Genomic DNA, 22,092 nt, shown 5'->3' on the forward strand with positions numbered 1-22,092 from the left:
AAATTATTGTTTACTGGTAATGGTTAGCCCCTCTGATGTTTTTGTGAGAAGGGATATGTGATTGATGATTTTCTTGTTCTATTTCATGCTCGTCCATATTATTACTGAGTATATTTTTGAGCCTTTGATAGCTGTATGTGTCATGATGAACAGCCCTTAGGCAGGCTTTATCTACACGCTCATGGCCATAGTTTTTGGCCAGCATTAAAATGCCCATGGCTCTTTTGTAGTTAATCTCAGGATAGTCACCCTGCAGGAATAAACCTGTCATAAACAGCTTTACATTTACACCTATTTTACCTCCCTGATCAGAAAAATACTGGGGACTCCATTGGCTATAAGCACGGTGTGTACTGGAGAGGTGATTCTTATTAGTAATATAAGCACCCTTACTCATTACTCTATTATGCAGCGCAATGCGTTGGCTTTTGTAGTATACTTCAACATGTTTGGAGGTGTACTGTATCTGAGTTTGAGAGCCAATGTAGCGATAGGGAACGCTATAATAAGTCTTGTCAGCCGAGAAGTATACATATCCCATCTTCTGTACCTTGGCTCTGGCGTATTCTTTAACCTGATAAGTACTTTGGGGTAAGCTTTTTAGAAGGGATGATTCTACGGATTGGAACAGCTCTTTTCTGGAAGCTTCTTTTCTTTGAAAAAGCACATTATTATAGCCCTTAAGATGATGCTGGATCTCTTCATTAAGCGCTTCAATAGAGAAGAAAGTCATTTTACGCATAGGGTAATAAATGCGCTGATAGGCCAGCTGAACAGCATTTTCTACCAGTGCTTTATCTTGTGGGGCATAACTACGTGTAGGGTTTATGGCACACCCATAGTGATGAGCGAAGTCTTTGAAAGTTTTATTAATAACCGCCTCATACTTACTGGATCGGGTAACTGCCGATTTAAGGTTGTCTGACACGATGGCTACAGGTACTCCTCCAAAGAAGCGGAGTGCATTATTGAGGCATTGAATAAAGTCCTCCCTTTTTTGACTTTTACATGCTTCCACATAAGTATACTGACTAAAAGGAAGTGTGGCCACAAAAACTTCTACCTGGCTTACTTCTCCTGTAGATGGATCTACTACTTCTAATTTCTTACCTGCAAAATCAACATAAAGCTCTTTTCCTGCCTTGTGCTCTAACTTCATAGAACCTTTGGCCTGTTTGTACTTACGCTGATAATGGGTGGTAAACTGAGTGTAACTGTAACTATCCTGAGTTTGCTCAGCATACAACTGGTAGTGGTACTGAAGGGTAAAGCCAGGGTGATGACGCTGTGGGTGCATGGTCTCAAAAAAACGCATTAAAACCGCATAACGATCATTGTTTATGGTTGTCTTAGACGAAAATAGCTCTTCTAAAGCATCAGTATCCAACTGTAGCAATGCTTCCATGGGCTGATCGCTTGACTGAAGTGATCGCAAATAATGGTTAACAGTGTTTCTATTCACACCCAGGGTCAAAGCAATTTGCCGATTGCTCAGCCCTCTCAAATGAAGATTGATAATTTGTTTTAAGTCCATTATGTCAAGTTTATTCGCCATCCTTTTTTTGGGGCGATATTAACAATCAATGAACTCTTAAAGTGGCATAAATCGAACCGTAATAGGTATCAATTATTATAATATGGTGGCACAAATCGAACCGTAATCAAATAGATACACTGGCACGGTTTGAACCGAAATCACTGGCATATACCTAACCGAAATGGGTGGCATAATTCAAACCGTTGTATCCACCTGTTTGGATTTGACCTTTATCGTCGATCAATAATTCATCTTCAAAGTGAATTTTCAATCCAGAATTAGTTGTAATAGTTGTGTCACGAGTACCATTTAATGAGAAGGTTATTGGTTCATAAGAGAACTCTTTAAGAATTGATGATTTTTCAGTCACTAAAGTTTCGCCCAGTTTTTTTTGAGTCTCTTTAGTTGCATTCTCACATGCTAGTAGAGTAATTGTTAAAACTATAAAAAGTACTTTTTTCATCTTATTGGCTACACCATCCGTGTAAAGGAAACACATTCCCCTATTTCTTTTATGTGGTTAATCTAACTAATTAAATGATAAAAATGAATAGCAGCTCTTTGTGAGACTTTTAAAGTTTTGATGCGAATAGCTAGGCCATACTATGCAGCAGAGCCGTGGTAAGCATACTACCATGCCAAGCATGGCGGCAGCGGGGTAGGATTATTGTGTCGATTTCGCATCCGATAGGACGGTGAAATCCAGCGAATCCAGCACTTGAGCTGACTCCAGCTCATACATACTACTATAAAATGTTTCTATTTTCAATATTCTTTAAATATTTTAACAAGTCCACTATGTGTTGCTCTGAATGCGACCTTATAATCCAATCCAAATGCCACGCAGCATTTTTCTCATTCAAATTTTCATAAATGCATTTAACTTCCAAAAGGTCTTTTACAATATCTGTTAAATCATCTACTGAATCTCCAATAACTGGCACTTGAACTTCCTCAATATTATTAACATCTGATATTGAGTTATAATAACCGAAATCCGGAAAATTCTGCCCAACATTTTTCCTAATTTCCTCATAGTTGAAGTTGTACAATGGTTCTTCAAATTCACTATCCATCACAAATTCATTATCCAGAAACATTGAATATAGTTTAACTAAATGCTGCTTTAAGAATAATGTTTTATTATCTAATTCAACATTTGGTTTTAAGCCAAGTATCGTAATCCTGTCAATAAGTTTTATTAGCTCTTCCAATGTTTTACAACGTTCCTTGTAGTGGAAACACATCCCTTATTTCTCACGCATTTAATGTAACTAATTTAACATTAAACATAAACACTTACACTTTCAAGACTTATAAAGTTTGATCCGAACAGCCAGGCCATATTCATACCACCATGCTAAGTATAGCGGCACCGGGGATGCAACGGCTTAGATGCTGTTTTCTGCCGGGTTTCATTTATCTTACTTGTTTGCATTTATGCTTCAATCACTCGTTTCGCAGCCGTAGCTCCTACTCTTTGTTACCTTGTATTTTTCATCACTTCAAATTCCAAATCATGCTTCTTTAGGCTATCTATCAGCTCGTTATATTCATATTCCCTTTCATCCAATTGATCTATTGATTGATCAGAAGTCAATATGATTTCTTGAGCGTCAATAAATTTAGATAGCCATAAAATAACACCTTTGAAGTATAAATTCAATTCGTCATTCTCTTTAAATTGATGCCAGTTTATCCAATTGCTAATCGAGATCGTTTTAGGAAAATATGAATGAAGATTGAAATAATCGGGTCCTGTTATCATAGCTAAATCTTCTTCTGACCACTTGTTCTTGGTATACCAACGCCATGATCTATCCCAGTAGTCTTTCAAAAAGAGCGCATCGATATTCTCCCTCGTCCATTTCCACTCCTCATAACTTTCGTCTTTTTTTATGGGCGAACATATTTCATTGTCATTGAATCTATTGGGTAAATCAAGCAATTCAATTGCTAGTAGTTCATGTCTAATTATTGCGTTTACTTTATCTCCCATTTGTTTTTAAGTGCAAGGTAACACCCGCATAACGGAAACACATTCCCCTATTTCTTTTATGCGGTCAATCTAACTAATTTAATGATAAAAATGAATAGCAGCTCTTTGTGAGACTTTTAAAGGTTGACGGGAATAGACAGGCTATACTCAGGCCCATGGTAATCATGCCACCATGTCAAGCATGGCGTCAGCGGAGTTGGCGGTAGTTATTTTTTGACTAAATTGCTATTCATAACGATTTTTCTAATTTCTTTTTCAAAATGGTAGACGATATCAATATCTCTGTCATAAACATTTTCCATTATAATGATGTCTAACTTTTTTTCTGGCACATATATTTTAAGGTTTACGAATCCGATACCTCTTCCAGCGTGTCCGATGTATTTAAATGGTTTGCCTTCGTGTATATTGACGCCATACCCATAATTCGATTGTTTATTGCTGAACGTATAATCTGAATCGACTACCTCGGAATTTACCATAAGATTGTAGGTTTCAGATTTTAAGATGTCGCCATTGTGTAATTTTGTATCCCAAATATTCAAGTCGTGAGGATTTGAAATAATGCCTCCTGCAGGAACAAAGTTTGCCCAAGATTCTTTAGTGAAATTTAAGCTATCAAAATCTACCTTTTCCAATTCTTCGTTTGAAACCCAGTAACCATTTACGAGATCAGGATTAACTCCATCAATTTCATAACAATATGTTTTAGTCATCCCTAACTCTTTAAAAAGAGTATTAGCTGCCTCCGTGTAATTGTCGCCGGTTACAGCCTCTATAGTTTTACCTAACAATCCATAAGCAGGATTACTGTAGCGAAAATCCGTGCCTGGCTTAAAAGCTAAAGGCCCTTCAATATTCAAAACTCCCGATGACATATTCATTAACTGATGGACTGTTACCGTGTCTGCCCAAGTTTGTTCAAGTTTAGGAAGATATTTCCTAATTGGACTTTCCAAATCAATATTTCCTTTTTCGGCTTCCTTCAAAACGAGAACTGCTGTTATCTGTTTGCTATTTGATTGGATTCGAAAATTACTGTTCGAGATAATAGGCGTTTTCTTTTCAAAGTCTGAAAATCCATATTCCTTGAAGTATTTGGTTTCGCCATTTTGAGTTATCAGAACAACACCATTAAACTTTCTTGGATTGGTTGTTTTGATTAAGCTATCGATTGCGGCAGAATAGTCATCGACCGCTTGTTTCTCATTTTTGGTATTCGTCTTATTCTTATTCTCTCTACAACTTATGTGGGTGAGGACGATAAAAAGAAGTAAGATTTTAAAAGTTTGTTCCATTAAATATTTGATTTCGCGTTATTGCCCTAATTACCGCCAGCACCCGTGTAAAGGAAACACATTCCCTTATTTCTTTTATGTGATCAATCTAACTAATTTAATAATAAAAATGAATAGCGCCGTTTTGTGAGACTTTTAAAGTTTTGATGCTAATAGCCAGGCAATATTATGCAAAAGAGCCGTGGTAATCATACCTCCATGCCAAGCATGGCGGCAACGGGCGCTGCATATTGTTGGGCGTTCGTTTTGTTTTATTTCCATCAATCATAAACCGCAAAATGATAGAAACCACCTTCCATCCTCTCAAAAACATCATATCTTGAAGAATCCTTATCAAGTGATTTCTGACTGTAAATGATTCCTTCTTCACCATACATAGCGGAAACTCTCCAACGGTATGATATTGTACTTTCACTAATTGCTATATCTGATATATGGCACTCTTTCATTTTAGAAATTATTGGTAATACCTTTACGCTATCAATCCTAATATGATGCATAGCAAGCAAACTATCTAAAGAAGCATATGCAATCTTATCTCCTTCTTGGTAATAGCTAAAGTAAAATCCTAATACAGGTTCAATTCCATACGTTTGTTTACTTTGATTTATCACTATACCATCAATTACAATATATCGTTCTTCAGGCAATACAGCTATATTTCTAACGCTATCAAGTTTTAGAATAGCTTCATGTAATTCATTAAATCTTCCACTTTTAATCAGTATTTTGGAATTGACTTTTACTTCGTCTGAACTAAAAATGATAGATATAAAGATGAAAAGACCAATCCCCCCCCCCCTAGTACTACCAGGAAAGCAACTCCTATATATTTAAGTATTTTCATTTTTCTAATGACGCACAACGTGTTTGTATAGGCTAAGTAGGCAATTGCGAGCTTCAAACTCATCAAACCGTTACTATTTTAAAGCGGGCTACAACCGTTGAATTTACTACTATATCGCCTATTTTGTATATACAGTGCTACCAGCTTTTATTTTATCTAAATATCTTTTAATTCCTTTTAAGAAATTTGGAGTTACTGCTGATTCCTTTATTGAATCATCAATTAATTTTTTCAGCTTATTTTTTTGATAGTCCGTTAATTCCTTAACTCTAAAATTTTCCTTTGGCAATAGCTTTTTCAAAATAATAGTCGAGCTGTTACCACAAGACTTTTTAAACTTCCTAACGCATTGCATTTCAGTTTCTGAAAGATTTTCTTTCAAAAAGAGGTGTCGCCCAGCGCTAACCTTATCATCTTTATGAAGATATAATTCAGCTATTTTGTTATGCAAATCCTGGTTGATAGAATAGTATTGGAAAAATCCTTCATATCTACTAATTGCCTTGTCGATATCGCCATCAAGTACATCTTTTTCAGCGCGTTTTATTATTCTTAATTCAAGAGCGTTTCTATAGTCTTTAATTGTTCGATGTCTCTCCCAAAGTGACAATCTTGTTTTTTTGACTTCTGAGTTTTCAGATGACAAAATCCAAGATCTAAAATTTGAGATTAGCTTCTTCATTGTTGCTGGTAACATCCGTGTAAAGGAAACACATTCCCTTATTTCTTTTATATGGTTAATCTAACTAATTTAATGATAAAAATGAAGAGCAGCGTTTTGTGAGACTTTAAAAGTTTGATGGGAATAGCCAGGCTATACTCAGGCCCATGGTAATCATGCCATCATGCCAAGCATGGCGGCAACGGGAGTTATTCTTCTCCAAATTTTCCATTCATTTCTTCTAAAATCAGATTAGGGTCATATCCATAACCATCTTTGAAAACTAACTCAACATTGCGTATGTTTTCTTTAATATCTCCATTAATTACTACAAAGTCTGCTTTTTTTCCGCTCTCAATTACCCCAATTTCAGAATTGGAAAGAACTTCCGCTCCATTACTTGTCATAATTTTGATTGCTTCCTCGCTCGTAAATCCTGCTTCTTTTAGTAACTCAAAATTTCTTTGGTCTCCAAAGCCTGGAAGTACGTGTCTACCTGCATCAACTCCTGCAGTTAAAGTTCCTCCCATTTTAAAAAATTGATATTCAAACTCCATTATTCTTTTTAATCTACTCTCCCTAACGCTATCACTCGACTTTTGAATATCGAAATTATTTCTTCTCTCATTATATTGTGATTTTAAAAATGGCGACATTACTTCTAACGCACGTTCATCTGCAAAGGCTCTATTTGGAATACTTGCCTCATAAATAGCCAATGTCGAAGTCAAAAAAACATTGCTATCAATCATTAACTGTTGAAGTCGTTTAACTTCCTCACTTTTTATATCCAACTCGTCTATGTATTCTCTTGAGCCGTCACAAATACCGAACGTTTTGTTCTTTCTAAAATCGCTTGTGCTGTTCAGTCCGTGTTCTATTCCATCAATGCCAAAATTTGTAGCCTCTTCAAAGGTGATTGAACATAAATGTCCCGTTACTTTTGCATTCCGTTTATGTGCTTCTTTGATAATAACTTCCAAGTCACTTGGTGTTGTATGGCGATAAACTTTAAACCATCGAACTCCTTTTTCTGTCCAATATTGAATGGTATCCTTTATATGGTTTTCATTGCGTGGGATAATCATATTTGGGTTACCTCCTTTTCCCGTAAAATAAGGTCCGCTTATTATTATTTTGGGTCCAATAACTTTGCCTTGCTCTATTTTTTTTGATAATTTTATTTCTTGCTCTGGTGATGCTGAACCACAAGTTTGAATAGTGGTTACTCCCGAAGCCAAGTAAAGTTTTGAGGCGGTTTCTCCAACAAATGGAAATCTTGGGATATGTAGATGATTGTGAACTCCAACAATTCCGGGAATCACTGTTTTTCCCTCTAAATCAATTATAGTCGCTCCTTTTGGTATTTTAATTTCCGAGGTATGTCCAATTGATTGGAAATAACCATTTTCAACAATCAATGTTTGTTTATTATTAGCTGAATTTCCCTTTCCGTCAAAAACAGTTGCATTGGTTAGGACAAGAACATCAGATTTATACTTTATATATTTCAGTACTTTTTGATTTAATTCAGTTCGTTTTTGGATTGAGCTTTTATCTGAGTTCAGAGCGATAAATTCAGATTTTGAATTTTGTTTGCAACCAATAAGAGTTATAAATAGAAGTATGAATGTTAATTGTTTCAATGTGTGTTTTTTATAATTGCATAGAACGGTCTTGTATATGAAAAGTAGCGGGTTTTAGGGACTAACTTTTCGGATTATAACAGACCTTAAATTCATACAATTCGTTTTCGTTTGAGCGATTAAACCGCTATTTTTTATATACGTTATTAGGCAAAGTATTTATTTGTTAATGATTTTAAAATAACTCCCGCTCTTTATCAATACTCCTTTTTCACTAATAAGCGGATGTTTTGTTCCCCACCAATTGAACTGGAAATAATAGGCATCTCGGTCACTAGGAAAACTTAATTCAAATTCTAATTCCTTTCCGTTTTCCGACCAACGTAGATTATTTTCACTACTATTTAGGTCTATAAATTGTCTTAAATTTTTTCCATCTTGAAAAATCGTTGTTATTGTATCGCTTTTCTTCATTGGTTCTGAAAACAGAATAGTGATTTTAGTTTTTCCAGAAAATTTGATGTAAGTTGAATCTTTTGGTGAGATTATTTTCGGTTTTGATAAGTCTTTCTGAATTTCAGAAGTCCAGTCTAGCATTTTAGGATATAAGTCCTTTAAAGTTTCTTTATCTTCTTTTTGATTGTAAAGAGTCAAGAGTTGTTGTGTAAATAGTTGAGGATATTCAAAACCCCTACTGTCATTTTGAAAACTCCAATTTAGGCCAACTTCATTTGCATAATTGGGAAAATGCCTTTTCAAGAATATGTCATAAACTGCCCAGGTCATATATTCGTTAAACACTCCAAATCCATTATTTTCATTGTATCCACTTTTATTGTCCCATAAATTAGCATTGAAATTTTTATTGACCAATTCTTTATATTGGTTTGTAGTTGGATTTACATATCCGTGGTCCATTTCTGTAAACAAGTTGTGAATTGAAGTGGCTATGTCTTTATCATTTGTTGAAATTGTATCGGATAAAACGTAATCAGGAATTGTTATGAAATCAGCCACAGTCATTGAATCGATATCTCTATGGCAATTCATCCTATAAACAAAAGGGGAAAGCACAACATTATATTTTTCATTGTTCGAATACTGCTCGCCAAATTCTTTTGTCAGGAACTCACGCATTTCGTTTAAGTATTGTGTTTTCTTATATTTGTTTGAAACAGAATTGTAATAGTCCTTATTTTGTTCAAAGAACTCTCTAAAGTTTGATTTTTGAACAAAGTCGTTTATTAAGTTTAAATGGTCATCAAAAGGTTGAAATCCCTTATTTGCATAGAACTCAAAACTTCTTTTTAATTCATTGTTTTCATCAAATTCGAATGCGTAAGAATCAGTCCTAAAGCTTAAATATTCTTCCCATCTTTCTCTTGAATAGTTTACAGAATCTAATAAAGGGTGTTGATTTACTGGTTTAAAATATTCTTGAACTTTGTTATAATAATCGAAACCTTGTCGGACTTCCCACTTATCAGTTTTTCCATATTTAGTAAGTGCCAGAATGATATTTGCTAATTCATAGGTTTCGGGATATTCCACACTTATTATTTCCTTCGATTCTTTACTTTCCTTTTTTGCCTTTTGGCAGGAAGAAATAAAAAACACGATTGATAACGTATAAATTGTAATTCTTAATGCTTGTTTTATTTTCATTCTCGGTTTTATATTTTGCCTAACGTTTAATGTAAAATGCATTTTAATGCATTTTTACATAGTGTTACCATTTCGTTTTTTTATCTATTGGAGGAAAGTTCAGAAATTAACCTGCAATCATCACACTTAAATGCGTAAAAGTCGTTGAATGTTGAACCATCTATCAACCAATCATTTCCGCATATCGGACATTTTCTTTCTTTGTCTTTCTTTTGTCCCCAAGCTCTATAATTGAAGAGAAAATAATAAGTGGGTATTTGTGTTACTTCCTCAATTTTTTTACAACAATCAATTCCTTGTTTACTAAGATCACTATCATGGTTTTGTAATTGGTTTTGTGCCCACCTTTCACCTACAATGCCATTAAACCAAAGTCCTTCAACCCTTTCATAATTATTTTCCCAGAAGTTAATATCGTTATAGCATTCTCCATCATGATGAGTATAAGGTATCTTGTATAATGGAATTTGATTAAGTGATGAGCCTTCAATTATTGGTGAAAACCTTGTAGTTTTAAGAATTAAAAATTCTCGCTTTTTTGGAATGATTGTTTTTCCAAACTCAGGGTCTAACCCCATGTGCCTGAAGTCAAATTTACACTTCAATTCTCCTTCAATTCGTTTTTTCCACTTAATTCCATAAATGGTTGAATTCTTCTCGCTGTACGAATCTTTCTCAGGGCAAAAAAAGTTAAGACTTAATCCATTGTCAATAGGTTCGTACTGCCATTCTTCATTTATTATTTGCTTTGTTCCATAGAGTGATTGAAAGTAATAATTGGTGCATTCAAAGAACTCCTCCGAACCTACTTCCTTACCTGTTATATTTAACTTTACTATGTGCATTTAATGAATGGTAACATCCGTGTAAAGGAAACACATTCCCTTATTTCTTTTATGTGGTCAATCTAACTAATTTAATCTTAAAAATGAATAGCGGTGTTTTGCGAGGCTTTTAAAGTTTGATGCGAATAGCCAGGCCATACTATGAAAAAGAGCTGAGGTAATCATGCCACGATGCCGAGTATGGCGGCAAGGGGGGTATGCTTCATACAATCTGATATGTGCATTAGCTTCTAGGCAGTTGAAAGTCAATGATTCTTGCTGTTCCGACTTTAGTTGGTGCTTCGTGAATAAACCACTCTCTTCCAGGTTCAAGGAATCTTTCAATTCGTTGAGCCAACAGGAATCTAACAACAACCATCTGTGCCACACCAGGCTCCAAAACTTTTGGATGGTCAAATTGGATATCCCCCATGAATGCCTCAACCATTTCTCCGTTCTCTCGATATTCAAATACGTGGTTAGGTCTGTATCCGCTGATAATTCCTGACTTGCGACCTCCCTCTTTCGTTGGTGTTAGTCTGAAGACCGCGTTTACCTTAATCAAGTGTTTAGAGTTTTCAATATCAAGATCAGTAATGCTTGAATAAGTGTACTTATCATAAGCCATTACGTCAAATACTTTTGACTGTCCAGTGTTCAGCCATCGTTTGTATATCAGTTGGCCGTTCTGGTACAAAAGCAGTTCGTTATCTTCTGTTAATTCCTTTGTAAACATGACTTTTATGATATGGCTATTTTCTCTTCAAATCAGTCATATCAAATGACTTCAATTCCAGTTTCTCTGATACTGGATTATTTCTGAAGCATTCGGCATTATAGAAGATGTGCTTCTTAGGTTTATAGTCAAGGAAGAGGTAAACACGTTCTTTTATATCTGCATCTAGAAACTTAGGTTCTACAAGATAGGCTGTTGGCCCTAGAGATGTTGTATCTCCAACCAAATAGTAATAGGTGTAAGTTGTGCATTTCTTCTTATCAATCGTTAACAGAGCAAGTTGCTTGTCTTTATAAAGCTCAACTGATTTCATTAATTCGGGATTACGTTTAGTTGAATAGTACAAGCCTACTTGCACTTCGCACTCACGAAGTTCATTTTCTCCATCAAACCGTTCTTTATCTTGCCCGAAAGCTGATACAGAAAGAACAATTAAAAATATCAATGCTAGTTGTTTCATTAGTTTAGAAGACATTAAACATAACGTGGTTTGGCTATACCCAGTAAGGGATTTTAAAGCACTTCCATTTCAATTTATTACTAATTTTCCTTGCTTGCACTTCCAATGTTTTGTCCTAATGTTTTACAACGCCCAGATATGGCGCTGTGGCCATACCCTTTCTAAATACCTCTAAAGTAGTGAAACTGCCCAACACCCACAACGCCATCTACGAGGCACGTCGCTCTGAAAGTCTAAATCCAGAAAGAAGAAAGTAGCTAGAATCACAAAGGCCAGCAGAATGGGCAGGGTCCCGGTCAAGTTTCACAGAAGTATCAAATACGCAGTTTGGCCATTCGCTATATCGCTTGTTATGTGTATGTTTTCCCAGCGTTCAACCAGTTCCGAGCTTCTTCGACAAGGTGTTTCTCAAACTTCTTCTTTTGTTCAGTTCGAGGTAGTTCGTTGTAATAAAGTAGCATACTTCCATCTTCTAAATCTTGAAGTTCGCGATACCAAGTATAAAGATGTTGAAGCCCCAGTTCTTCACCCAAATATTTGTTTGTACTTTCTTGAGGCCATTCAAAGGAGTCGACAATATCATTTTTAATCTTAGTCATGAGTTCAAAAGCACGAGGTGGTTCAGCTACCATCAGCCTCATGTAGAAGTTCAGTAAAATATTGGCCGCCTCCATTTTTGTTGGAAGGTCAATTTGAAGTTCCGATAACATCTGCCGGAAATATTACTCCAGTTCGAATGAATTATCCCGTTCGTTCATGCCTGCTAGAATTACAAGGGACTCAGATTCCAGTTTTTCGTTCATTCCAGTTAGTGCAATGTCTGGATATTGGCTAATTGTTCGGTTGCCAAGTACAAAGTCTGCAAGTTTTTGCTGGAAGTTCATCTGTTCGAGTTGCAGATATTACACACAACATCCATATAAGGGAAATACATCCCCTTATTCCTTTCATGGGGTCAATCTAACTAATTTAATATTAAAAATGAAGAGCATCGTTTTGCGAGACTTTTAAAGTTTGATGCGAATAGCTAGGCCATACTACGCAACAGAGCTGGGGTAAGCATACCATCATGCCAGGCATTGCGGCAAAGAAGTCTTTACTACTCATGAATTTCGAATTTGCTTATTACTCCGTTTCGAAAATCAACATGAAGTTGCCTGTTATCAGTATTGGAGTGAATGTAAAATTCAATCACCAAAGGGTCTTCAAAAAAGGATTCTATAGTAATAATTCTGAAGCGATTTTCCCAGTTGTTCCAGCGTTGTTCGAATTCTAGGTTTGAGAGAACATTCCCTTTAAGTTTCGTATTGATAAGGGCATTAATGCGGTCCCTTTCTTTAATAAATGGGCGAATCAGGTTCAACTTGCTTTGGTTTGGCCCGTTCTTGTCCCCAGAAACAGTAATAAAAGTTGGATGTGCTGACTCTGGATAAAAGTGTTCGTATTCCCAACAAATAAAATTTGATCTTTCCTTAAATCTGGATTTAAATTCACCGATATCAGAGACAACTGAAGAATGTTTATTACCGAATAAGAAGTTCTTGATATTATTCATCATTGGGAAAATGGAGCACAACATCCGTTCAAGGGAAACACATTCCCCTATTCCTGTTATGGCTTCAATATAACTAATTTAATATTAAAAATGAATTTAAGCGTTTTGCGAGGCTTTTAAAGTTTGATGCGAATAGCCAGGCCATACTACGCAACAGAGCTGAGGTAATCATGCCACGATGTCGAGCATGGCGGTGGCTATGCTTTCGCCTTTAATTTATTCAATTTACTTTTTATAATTTCATATAAATCCAAAAACTCATCATTTGTACCATCAGACCAAGTTTGTCTTAATTCATCGAAAGTCAAGCTACAATAATGTTTTTCAGCTACATTACTACCTCCTATACTTGCACGAACAATACTATCAGGATAAGATTTGCATATATTTTTGGCGTGGTCAAAATCACCGTATGCAATTGTTGCATCTGGAACAAGTCTTTCAATTGCAGCTGGAGGAATATAGTTTTCTAAAAGCCTTTTCTTTGTAATCTTAAAATCTTGACTATCTACCAATCCATAATTTTCTAGGTTAGTTTGATTTGGTGAAATCTCATCTGCACTATCTTTATCACTATCTAAAAATATAAAGAAAGGCTTTTCCAATTTTGTAAATAAATCTAGGTTAACCCAATGCTTAACTCCTCCACAACCCCCAATAGGAATTATATTTACACTAAGCTCGTTAAAAGTGTGCTCAATTAAGCCTTGTTGTTTATATAAATCTGCTTGATAATGCATTGCTTTAACATCATCAATTCCTTCTACTAAAAATAACAATCTAGATGTTGAGAATAATGGACTAAATACATTGTCAGGTTTAATCCCTAAATCCATAGCTAAAGCCTTAAAATCAATATTTGCTTGGTCTACTGTATATAGGTTGTTGGGTTTTGATATGTGAATAACAAATTCTCGTTGCGTATTTCCTACAATGGTTGGAGAATGGGTCGATGTTATAACTTGGTATCCATTTTCAGAAAGAGAAATTAGTTTTTCAACTAAGTTTTCCTGAGCAGAAGGATGAAGAAATGTCTCAGGTTCTTCAAATCCGAAAATTATTGTTTGGCTATCATTAGACCTTTCAGATTCTGCCAAGTATTCAAAATATGACATCATTGTTATTCTTCTAAAACCGTCGCCTCTTGAACTTAATGGAATATTATTTCCTGAAGAATTACTAACAAATGATGTTGAAATTAACTTGCTCCAATCGAAACTAATTTTGGGTTCTACCTTTTCATCTGCATTAACAACCTCATTTATTTTATTCGTAATCTCACCTAGAACTGATTCAAGAGCTGTTCGAACAGTTGTTTCAATCTCATCTGTATCAATATTATCTTTGATTAAATTGAAAGCCATATCCTTAAAGTATTTTTGAATTGAGGTGTCAGTATCAGATAAAGATGTGTCAGCTTTGAAATACTGGAAGGATGGTAAATTACTCTTAATTGAATCGCCAATTAGTCTAAGTTTTGTCTTCCCTGATGACGGAATTTCCTCATAATCAAAGGTAAAATCGATTCCATTTTGCTGATTATAAGTTCTTAATTTTTCACGTTTCTCTACATTATTGAATTCTTCTCCATTTCCTTTTGAAGTTTCAATTTCGTTAGCTTTACATTGAGCAATTAATTGTTTTTCTGTATTAAATATAAAGTCATTTTTATCAGAATATTTCTTTCTTACGATGAAAGTTTTTGGATTTGATAATCTGGTTTCTGAGACAGCCCAGTACTTTTTCCAAACAAGTAAATTTTCTTCATTTACTAATTCTTCAGATTCAATTGTTGTTTCTATTTCTTCTCCTAATTTGTAATCATTATTCTCACAATCGAAATAAAGTTCAATTGAAATACTGTCTTCTTGAGAATTTGAATTAAAATCAGACAATAATAATCTCGTGTCATTCAGTACTGCATCAATTGCCTTCAAAACTGTAGATTTACCTGCATCGTTTTGTCCTACAATTGTGTTAAAGAACCCGAAATTTACATCTACAGTACCATTAACACCTCTAAAATTTGAAATTCTAACTTTCTTTAAAATCATAGCTAATTATTTGCAGTATGGTTTTTAGGTGAAACATAACGGTTTACATATGGCTTGTTGGTGGTAGTATTTTCTTTTATTCTATTGGCCATAATTCTGAATATTATGCTGCAGCCAGCTTGCGTAATACCTTATAAATGGTAAAAGTTCCGTTGAACGAAATCGTATCATTTCAGAAGTATTCTTCTCTTGGTCTAAGAAAATAATCTCATCAATTCGGTCACAGTCGTCATAAGATTTGACTCGAATATCAAAATGGGCTACAGAGTGCCTTAGTTTCATTATCAAGTCTCTTAGGTCTATAATATCTGGATTTATCTGAGATTCTTCTAATCCCATTTCCTGTAGAAGTTCTTTTGTTAATCTGCCATTTGGAATATGGGAAATGACTTTTTCTTTTGGCATTACAATGAGTCCCAGAAGGCAATTTATCAGAAGAGTATAGTTGTATTGCTCTTCATAAGGATATTTATGCAGATTGTTTTCATATTGGGAAATCAATGCCAAAGTCCGATTTATAAAATCAAATTCAATTCTTTTGTAATTTCCCATTTGTTGTCATTTTACATCACCACCAATATCCGTGTAAAGGAAACACATTCCCTTATTTCTTTCATACATTTCATACAATTAATTTAACTAAATTAATATTAAAAATGAATATTATTATTCTACAAAGCTTTTATAGTTTGATGCCAATAGCCGAGACATACTATACAAAAGAGCTGTGGTAATCATACCACCATGCCAAGCATGGCGGCAAGGGAGATATTTACCTTCTTTATTCTCACACCACCCCCACCCCATCAAACTCCCTCCTCCTCCACAGGTATTCTCTCCAATGGAAGTTGAAGCAGTTAATTGATTTAGTGAATTTAAAAATTGGGTATCTGCATCCTTACCAGACAGTAAGGCAAAAAGGTAATTGACTAAAATGAATCGGCTTTTCATGAGTAAAAAGTTGTGCGCCAACAGATTATAATTCAGATAAAATGAATTCTAATACTGCTTCGCTTTCATTCCTTTATAAATATAAAACTTTTTAAACATTTTTTATCATTAAACAAAACACATTACCTCTTCTCTGTTACTACTACTGCATTTACAGCTCCGCACTTTCAATACGCATCTTTCGGCCTTTACTATTTTAATAGTGCATAATTTTCATTAAATTATATAACACAGATCGCTATCAGGAGGCTTCTACTGTAAAATGCTCCTGACAGGCATCTGTAACCATTTGTTAAACCTAAACCAACCACCTCATGAAAGAGCTATTATTAATGCTGTCGGCCATGTGCCTGACAGTGACGTTGGCTATAGCACAGCTTAATGTAAACTACACCATCTCCCCCCAGACCGACAGAAAACCAATAAGTCCGCTAATTTATGGCTGTAACTGGGAGCAAAATGTAAACCCTAGCACAGATGAAAATTACACTCTGGTGCGTATGGGCGGCAATCGTGCCACAGGTTACAACTGGGAGAATAATGCCTCTAATGCAGGCGAAGATTATTTCCATGTAAATGATAACTTCTGGCCCTGGCATGTAGGCGTTACTAATTCTGAAGAGCCCGGCATAGTGGTTACTACTATTGTAGACCAGGCTAAGGCCAATGATGCTGAAGCGCTCATTACCCTGCAAATGGCCGGATATGTTTCTGCCGATAAAGATGGCGAGGTAACTACCACCGCCCCGAGCCCTCGCTGGTATGAAGCCGTGTATGAAAAAGGTTCTGCCTTTAGCCTTACGCCTGATAAAACCGATGATAAGGTGTATATTGATGAATTTGTAAATTTCCTTACCGATAAATATGGTACCGGAGGCCTGAAATATGCGCTGGATAATGAACCTGACCTATGGCATGAAACCCACCCATACATCTACCCTACGCAGCCTACCTGCGAGGACCTGATCAATAGATCTACCGCCCTGGCCTCTGCAGTAAAAAATGTAGATCCTGATGCTGAAATTTTCGGATTGGTATCTTATGGTTTTAACGGCTACCTCTCCTTTCAAAATGCCCCTGACTGGCCTGCTTTACAAGGTGATTACTCTTGGTTTATAGATTATTATTTAGATGAAATGAATGCTGCCGGCACCCAGGCTAACCGCCGCCTGGTAGATGTAATAGACCTGCACTGGTACCCTGAGGCTTCCGGAGACCAGCGCATCATCGACCCTTCGGCTAATTCTACTAATGATAAACTAGCCAGGCTACAGGCTCCCCGTGCCTTCTGGGATCCTGATTACACTGAAAACAGCTGGATATTTGAATATTTTGACAATTTTATGCCGCTGATCCCTACCGTTCAAAATTCTATAGACACTTACTACCCCGGCACTAAACTGTCTTTTAATGAGTTCCAGTTTGGGGGTTATGAAGACGTTACCGGAGCCATCACTCTGGCTGATGTATTAGGAATATTTGCCAAATATGAAGTTTATGCCGCCACCCACTGGTATGATCCTGGTAGCTACGGCTCTCTGGCCTATGAGTTATATAACAACTATGATGGTAATAATGCCTCCTTCGGAGAGGTATATGTAGATGCCACCATGGATGACAAAATCAACAGCTCCGTATACGCCTCCGTAAGTGGTGATGCGGACGAAGAGCTGCACATCTTAGTACTAAACAAAAGCCTTACCTCCTCCATCAGCGGCTCGTTTGATATTTCTGGCAGCACCGTTAACTACACCTCTGCCACCGTGTATGCCGTGGAAGAAGGTACAGCCGCCATTACTCAAAAAAGCAATATGAGCCTTACCGGCAATGAGTTCAGCTACTCACTGCCTGCACTATCAGCCTATCATTTCATCCTTACCAGTGATGGCAGCTCCGTACCCGTAGCCAGCATCACCGTAAGTCCGGATACAGCCACAGTAGGCGTAGGCGCCACCGTGCCCCTCACCGCGGAAGTACTACCTGCGGATGCCACCAACAAAACCGTGACCTGGAGTGCTAATGATACCGCTATTGCCACGGTCAGCAGCACGGGTCTGGTTACAGGAATAGCCGAAGGAAATACCTACATCATTGGTACTACAGCTGATGGCAGCTTTCAAGACAGCAGCTATATTGCTGTAACTAACCAAACCATACCAGTTACCGGAGTAAGCCTCTCTTTACCGGCTGCCAGTATGGAGGTAGGCAATAGCGTGCAAGCTACCGCCACCGTATCTCCGGCCAATGCCACTGATCCTTCTGTTTCGTTTACTTCTTCTGATGAAAGCATTGCTACCGTCAGCACCAGCGGCTTAATCAGCGGTGTGGAAGAAGGCAGCGCCATCATTACGGTCACCACTACAGATGGCAGCTATACTGATCAGGCAGCCATCACAGTAACAGCAGCTGCCGATTTCTGCGCCAGCCCTACCACTGTATCGGTACCTTTCTCTAAAGATGGCGCTGGTGAATTTTGCTATTTTATTACTGGCCAGGTATCATACATCAACTCATGGAATCTGGAATTATTGGAAATCAACGGCGTAGACTACACTAACACATGGTCTAACAGTCTGCCTGCCGCTGAAAATGGAGGCTGGTACATCTATTACATAGGTAATTTTGGATGGTCTCATCTGGAAATCAATGGCCCTGCGCAAAGCATAGCCGCCAGAAGCAGCAGTAATAAGCGGTTAACCCAAATAGATGAAACCGAGGAGATGGATATTTTCCCTAATCCGGTGAATAATCAGCATATGTGGTTGAAATTTAAAGACAATCCTAACCACACCACTGTCATCTCTTTATATGATGCTGCTGGCATGCAGGTATATCAAAAAGAGCTCACTACTCAGGGTACTGACCAGCAGTTATACAAATTAACACTGGGCAATTTACCTTCCGGGTTATACACGGTCAATGTAGAAACAGACCAAAATATCTATGTGAAAAAGCTATTGATAGAATAAAATCAAATAGAGTCATAAGGAGTGCCACACTCTCCGGCACTCCTTACTTATACTACTACTGTCTTAAAATCAATGTTTAACCAAAATGAATCCCCTCATGAAAACGCACCATTATTTAAAAATGGTTACGCTAATGCTGCTCTGCACTTTTTATTTTAATGCTTTAGGTCAGCTGGCAGATAACCAAAGTAAATTTCTGGGTAACACCCACACCCGCGGACAAACGCCTTTAAATTTTGACCATTACTGGAATCAGCTCACCCCTGGCAATGCCGGTAAATGGGCCTCTTGCGAGCAAAACCGTGATGACTTTAATTACTGGCTGTGGCTAGACCGCGCCTATGACCACGCCCGGGAGTTTGACCTGGTCTTTAAAGAACATACCCTGGTTTGGGGTCACTCTTCCGGAGAACCCGCCTGGATGCGCAATGTACCTCAAAACGAACAGATGGATGAAGTGCTGGAATGGTTCGAAGCCCTCTCTGGCAGGTATCCTGATCTGGAATTAATTGATGTGGTAAACGAACCACTGCATGCCCCGCCCTCATACGCTCCTGCCCTTGGTGGTGCCGGCTCCACTGGCTGGGACTGGGTAATCTGGTCTTTTGAGCAAGCCAGAATTTATTTCCCTAATGCTCAGCTCATCCTTAATGAATATAATGTGCTGAATTACACTAGCACCTGTGATGACTTTTTGGAAATAGTAGAGCTACTACAAGACCGAAACCTTATTGATGGCATAGGCCTGCAAGCCCACAGCCTTGAAAGTATTAACTTCAGCACCATACAAAGAAATATGGAAGTAATGGCGGCCACCGGCTTAGACATTTACATTTCTGAGCTAGATCTTAGAGGTAATGATGCCACTCAGTTGGCATTATATCAGCAGCTTTTTCCTTATTTCTGGGAGCATCCATCTGTAAAGGGAGTAACCTTATGGGGATACTTAGAAGGAGATATGTGGAGAAACGAGGCCTACCTTTTAGCCGCTGATGGCGTTACCGAAAGGCCCGCTTTGCAATGGCTAAAAGATTATTTTGATTATGATGAAACTCCTGGTCCCTATGTATTTAACACCTCTGTTGATGGTGGCGGATCACTGATCCTATCGCCTCAGCAATCTTCTTATGCCAGCGGCAGCAGCGTAACGGCCACCGCAGTGCCCGATCCCGGCTATGAATTTAGTAACTGGAGTGGCGATGTGGGCGGCTCTACCAATCCTACCACCATCTCAGTAATCTCTAACCGCTCATTAACGGCTCATTTTGTATTAGAAGGAGTACCTGACACCGTTTCTTTAGCCATTTCTGTAACGGGCAGCGGCTCGGTTAGCCAAACACCAGAAGGCAGCAGCTTCGCCGAAGGCACCGAAATAACCTTAACCGCCACCCCTGATTCAGGCTACGTATTCCAGGGCTGGAGCGGTGGTGTAAGTGGCACCAGCCCTTCCATCACTTTTACTATAGAAGAAAATACAGTAATCACGGCCACTTTCACAGAAGAAGGAACTAATCCCTCCACTTGCGAAAACCCTGTCACCATTACTACGCCCTTCGCTCAGGATGGTGCCGGTGAGTTTTGCTTTATTACTTCAGGGCCAATCAGCTATATTAACTCCTGGAATTTGGAGCTTTTAGAAATTAATGGCGTGGATTATACTAACACCTGGTCTAACAGCCTTCCTCCTGCTGATAATGGCAGTTGGTACATTCATTATATCGGGAGTTTCCCATGGTCACATTTCGAAGCCGCTGCGCCTTCACAGTTCAATGCCAGAACAGCACAAGCCGAAGAGCCAATAAGCGCATGGCTATATCCTAACCCTGTGAAAGATGAATTGCACATTAGATTACCTCAGCGTAAAGCCACTTCTACCTACATCAGGCTTTACAATCAAAAAGGAATGCTTGTAAAAGAATACACTTCACAAGAAGCCTCCTCCACACTAAGCACCAGCACCTTACTGCCTGGCGTTTATTTACTTACGATTCAAAATGAATCTGATTTTCTAAAGAAAAAGATCATTAGAGAATAAACATTTTATTCAAAAGGTTGTATCTAAAGCAGGGTTTTAAATAGTTAAGATCACTTTAGATACAACTCTTTTTTATTCCCTAAGGCGGGGCTGTCTCAAGTGTAGTTACTGGATACATTCAGGTACTACCAATGACAGTTGAATAAAAGTATAAGTAAATAGCATGTAATATGAAATAGTGAAAACAATTGAGATCCGATAAATCATAAATCAGTACCGGTCGTCTACACTTCGACGGGGCTCAGTGTGACTTTGTAGATGGGGAACCTCACCTTCCCTATATGGTAATTACGAGGAAGACATGACGAAGTAATCTTGAAGCTATAGAAGGCGGATTGCTCTTTCTGCAGAGGCAAGGTTGAGATTGCTTCACTACACTTCGTTTCTATCGCAATGACCATTATAAGTACTATTATCATTTATCGTCATCCCTGCCGCAACGAAGTGAAGAACAGGGATCTCGCTATTCAGATAACACTAACCGAACATTGAGATTGCAAAAAAATAAGGAACCTAAGCTATGGAATGCAGACAGCGGATTAACCAAGCCAGCAGATGTTTGAAAAGACTATGCTAGATGAATACATAGATCTCTCCTTTCGTCGAGATGACAGTTGTGTGAAAGTATAATCAAATAGCACGTATATGAAAAAATCAAAACGATTGAGATCCAGTTAAATTATGAATCAGTACCGATCGTCTACACTTCGACGGGGCTCAGTGTGACTCGGTGGGTGCGATCGTCACCTTCCCTATCTGGTAATTACGAGGAAGACATGACGAAGTAATCTTGAAGCTATGAAATACTGTATCTCGCCGGACTGCAAAAGTAACTTCGAGATTGCTTCACTACACTTAGCTTCTATCGCAATGACCATTATAAGTGCTATCATCATTTATCGTCATCCCTGCCGA

The 22,092-nt window shown here is 37.5% G+C and carries 19 protein-coding genes; 2 read left to right on the forward strand and 17 right to left on the reverse strand.

Annotation, left to right across the window (positions count from 1 at the left end; all coding sequences use genetic code 11):
* Nucleotides 1-10 precede the first annotated feature (10 nt).
* The 17 genes from istA to LVD15_RS00275 all read right to left on the reverse strand — a co-directional run bounded on the left by istA (nucleotide 11) and on the right by LVD15_RS00275 (nucleotide 16,173).
* Nucleotides 11-1,534 carry an IS21 family transposase gene (gene istA / locus LVD15_RS00195; RefSeq protein ID WP_233776528.1) on the reverse strand — a complete coding sequence of 508 codons (1,524 nt, stop codon included), beginning with the start codon at nucleotides 1,532-1,534 and terminating at the stop codon, nucleotides 11-13.
* Nucleotides 1,535-1,709: 175 nt separating this feature from the next.
* Complete coding sequence (locus tag LVD15_RS00200) at nucleotides 1,710-2,000, reverse strand: hypothetical protein (RefSeq protein WP_233778294.1); 291 nt, start codon at nucleotides 1,998-2,000, stop codon at nucleotides 1,710-1,712.
* Between the two features lie 283 nt (nucleotides 2,001-2,283).
* Nucleotides 2,284-2,751 carry a hypothetical protein gene (locus tag LVD15_RS00205; protein ID WP_233778295.1) on the reverse strand — a complete coding sequence of 156 codons (468 nt, stop codon included), beginning with the start codon at nucleotides 2,749-2,751 and terminating at the stop codon, nucleotides 2,284-2,286.
* Between the two features lie 269 nt (nucleotides 2,752-3,020).
* Complete coding sequence (locus LVD15_RS00210; RefSeq protein WP_233778296.1) at nucleotides 3,021-3,536, reverse strand: hypothetical protein; 516 nt, start codon at nucleotides 3,534-3,536, stop codon at nucleotides 3,021-3,023.
* Nucleotides 3,537-3,742: 206 nt separating this feature from the next.
* Complete coding sequence (locus tag LVD15_RS00215; protein ID WP_233778297.1) at nucleotides 3,743-4,834, reverse strand: serine hydrolase domain-containing protein; 1,092 nt, start codon at nucleotides 4,832-4,834, stop codon at nucleotides 3,743-3,745.
* A gap of 260 nt (nucleotides 4,835-5,094) precedes the next feature.
* Entirely contained in the window at nucleotides 5,095-5,484 is a 390-nt protein-coding gene (locus LVD15_RS00220) for a hypothetical protein (RefSeq protein WP_233778298.1), read from the reverse strand.
* Between the two features lie 315 nt (nucleotides 5,485-5,799).
* Nucleotides 5,800-6,378 carry a DUF6584 family protein gene (locus LVD15_RS00225; RefSeq protein WP_233778299.1) on the reverse strand — a complete coding sequence of 193 codons (579 nt, stop codon included), beginning with the start codon at nucleotides 6,376-6,378 and terminating at the stop codon, nucleotides 5,800-5,802.
* A 173-nt stretch (nucleotides 6,379-6,551) separates the two neighbouring features.
* Entirely contained in the window at nucleotides 6,552-7,988 is a 1,437-nt protein-coding gene (locus LVD15_RS00230; RefSeq protein ID WP_233778300.1) for an amidohydrolase family protein, read from the reverse strand.
* Nucleotides 7,989-8,147: 159 nt separating this feature from the next.
* A complete protein-coding gene (locus LVD15_RS00235; protein ID WP_233778301.1) occupies nucleotides 8,148-9,593 on the reverse strand; it encodes a DUF4932 domain-containing protein in 1,446 nt (481 codons plus the stop codon).
* A gap of 80 nt (nucleotides 9,594-9,673) precedes the next feature.
* The gene (locus tag LVD15_RS00240) at nucleotides 9,674-10,438 is read right to left on the reverse strand and encodes a DUF2310 family Zn-ribbon-containing protein (RefSeq protein WP_233778302.1); all 765 of its coding nucleotides are present in this window, start codon (nucleotides 10,436-10,438) and stop codon (nucleotides 9,674-9,676) included.
* A 223-nt stretch (nucleotides 10,439-10,661) separates the two neighbouring features.
* Nucleotides 10,662-11,153, reverse strand: coding sequence for a hypothetical protein (locus LVD15_RS00245; RefSeq protein ID WP_233778303.1), 492 nt, complete (start codon nucleotides 11,151-11,153; stop codon nucleotides 10,662-10,664).
* Between the two features lie 16 nt (nucleotides 11,154-11,169).
* The gene (locus LVD15_RS00250) at nucleotides 11,170-11,613 is read right to left on the reverse strand and encodes a hypothetical protein (protein ID WP_233778304.1); all 444 of its coding nucleotides are present in this window, start codon (nucleotides 11,611-11,613) and stop codon (nucleotides 11,170-11,172) included.
* Between the two features lie 350 nt (nucleotides 11,614-11,963).
* Nucleotides 11,964-12,323 carry a hypothetical protein gene (locus LVD15_RS00255; protein WP_233778305.1) on the reverse strand — a complete coding sequence of 120 codons (360 nt, stop codon included), beginning with the start codon at nucleotides 12,321-12,323 and terminating at the stop codon, nucleotides 11,964-11,966.
* A gap of 389 nt (nucleotides 12,324-12,712) precedes the next feature.
* Nucleotides 12,713-13,171 carry a hypothetical protein gene (locus LVD15_RS00260; protein ID WP_233778306.1) on the reverse strand — a complete coding sequence of 153 codons (459 nt, stop codon included), beginning with the start codon at nucleotides 13,169-13,171 and terminating at the stop codon, nucleotides 12,713-12,715.
* 194 nt (nucleotides 13,172-13,365) lie between these two features.
* Nucleotides 13,366-15,222 carry an ATP-dependent nuclease gene (locus tag LVD15_RS00265; protein ID WP_233778307.1) on the reverse strand — a complete coding sequence of 619 codons (1,857 nt, stop codon included), beginning with the start codon at nucleotides 15,220-15,222 and terminating at the stop codon, nucleotides 13,366-13,368.
* 81 nt (nucleotides 15,223-15,303) lie between these two features.
* Complete coding sequence (locus LVD15_RS00270; RefSeq protein ID WP_233778308.1) at nucleotides 15,304-15,774, reverse strand: HEPN family nuclease; 471 nt, start codon at nucleotides 15,772-15,774, stop codon at nucleotides 15,304-15,306.
* A gap of 114 nt (nucleotides 15,775-15,888) precedes the next feature.
* Nucleotides 15,889-16,173 carry a hypothetical protein gene (locus LVD15_RS00275; RefSeq protein ID WP_233778309.1) on the reverse strand — a complete coding sequence of 95 codons (285 nt, stop codon included), beginning with the start codon at nucleotides 16,171-16,173 and terminating at the stop codon, nucleotides 15,889-15,891.
* Nucleotides 16,174-16,487: 314 nt separating this feature from the next.
* Between LVD15_RS00275 and LVD15_RS00280 the strand changes: the two genes are divergently transcribed.
* Together LVD15_RS00280 and LVD15_RS00285 are read left to right on the forward strand one after the other, a co-directional pair.
* A complete protein-coding gene (locus LVD15_RS00280) occupies nucleotides 16,488-19,142 on the forward strand; it encodes a glycoside hydrolase family 44 protein (RefSeq protein ID WP_233778310.1) in 2,655 nt (884 codons plus the stop codon).
* Nucleotides 19,143-19,239: 97 nt separating this feature from the next.
* The gene (locus LVD15_RS00285) at nucleotides 19,240-21,177 is read left to right on the forward strand and encodes an endo-1,4-beta-xylanase (RefSeq protein WP_233778311.1); all 1,938 of its coding nucleotides are present in this window, start codon (nucleotides 19,240-19,242) and stop codon (nucleotides 21,175-21,177) included.
* Nucleotides 21,178-22,092: the final 915 nt, after the last annotated feature.

The sequence above is a fragment of the Fulvivirga maritima genome, from assembly GCF_021389955.1.
GTDB classification, from domain to species: domain Bacteria; phylum Bacteroidota; class Bacteroidia; order Cytophagales; family Cyclobacteriaceae; genus Fulvivirga; species Fulvivirga maritima.

Excerpts from the sequence above, each read along its gene's own strand:
- istA (WP_233776528.1), bottom strand. The coding sequence starts at position 1,534 with ATGGACTTAAAACAAATTATCAATCTTCATTTGAGAGGGCTGAGCAAT.
- LVD15_RS00200 (WP_233778294.1), bottom strand. The coding sequence starts at position 2,000 with ATGAAAAAAGTACTTTTTATAGTTTTAACAATTACTCTACTAGCATGT.
- LVD15_RS00210 (WP_233778296.1), bottom strand. The coding sequence starts at position 3,536 with ATGGGAGATAAAGTAAACGCAATAATTAGACATGAACTACTAGCAATT.
- LVD15_RS00215 (WP_233778297.1), bottom strand. The coding sequence starts at position 4,834 with ATGGAACAAACTTTTAAAATCTTACTTCTTTTTATCGTCCTCACCCAC.
- LVD15_RS00225 (WP_233778299.1), bottom strand. The coding sequence starts at position 6,378 with ATGTTACCAGCAACAATGAAGAAGCTAATCTCAAATTTTAGATCTTGG.
- LVD15_RS00235 (WP_233778301.1), bottom strand. The coding sequence starts at position 9,593 with ATGAAAATAAAACAAGCATTAAGAATTACAATTTATACGTTATCAATC.
- LVD15_RS00240 (WP_233778302.1), bottom strand. The coding sequence starts at position 10,438 with ATGCACATAGTAAAGTTAAATATAACAGGTAAGGAAGTAGGTTCGGAG.
- LVD15_RS00245 (WP_233778303.1), bottom strand. The coding sequence starts at position 11,153 with ATGTTTACAAAGGAATTAACAGAAGATAACGAACTGCTTTTGTACCAG.
- LVD15_RS00250 (WP_233778304.1), bottom strand. The coding sequence starts at position 11,613 with ATGAAACAACTAGCATTGATATTTTTAATTGTTCTTTCTGTATCAGCT.
- LVD15_RS00255 (WP_233778305.1), bottom strand. The coding sequence starts at position 12,323 with ATGTTATCGGAACTTCAAATTGACCTTCCAACAAAAATGGAGGCGGCC.
- LVD15_RS00260 (WP_233778306.1), bottom strand. The coding sequence starts at position 13,171 with ATGATGAATAATATCAAGAACTTCTTATTCGGTAATAAACATTCTTCA.
- LVD15_RS00265 (WP_233778307.1), bottom strand. The coding sequence starts at position 15,222 with ATGATTTTAAAGAAAGTTAGAATTTCAAATTTTAGAGGTGTTAATGGT.
- LVD15_RS00270 (WP_233778308.1), bottom strand. The coding sequence starts at position 15,774 with ATGGGAAATTACAAAAGAATTGAATTTGATTTTATAAATCGGACTTTG.
- LVD15_RS00275 (WP_233778309.1), bottom strand. The coding sequence starts at position 16,173 with ATGAAAAGCCGATTCATTTTAGTCAATTACCTTTTTGCCTTACTGTCT.
- LVD15_RS00280 (WP_233778310.1), top strand. The coding sequence starts at position 16,488 with ATGAAAGAGCTATTATTAATGCTGTCGGCCATGTGCCTGACAGTGACG.
- LVD15_RS00285 (WP_233778311.1), top strand. The coding sequence starts at position 19,240 with ATGAAAACGCACCATTATTTAAAAATGGTTACGCTAATGCTGCTCTGC.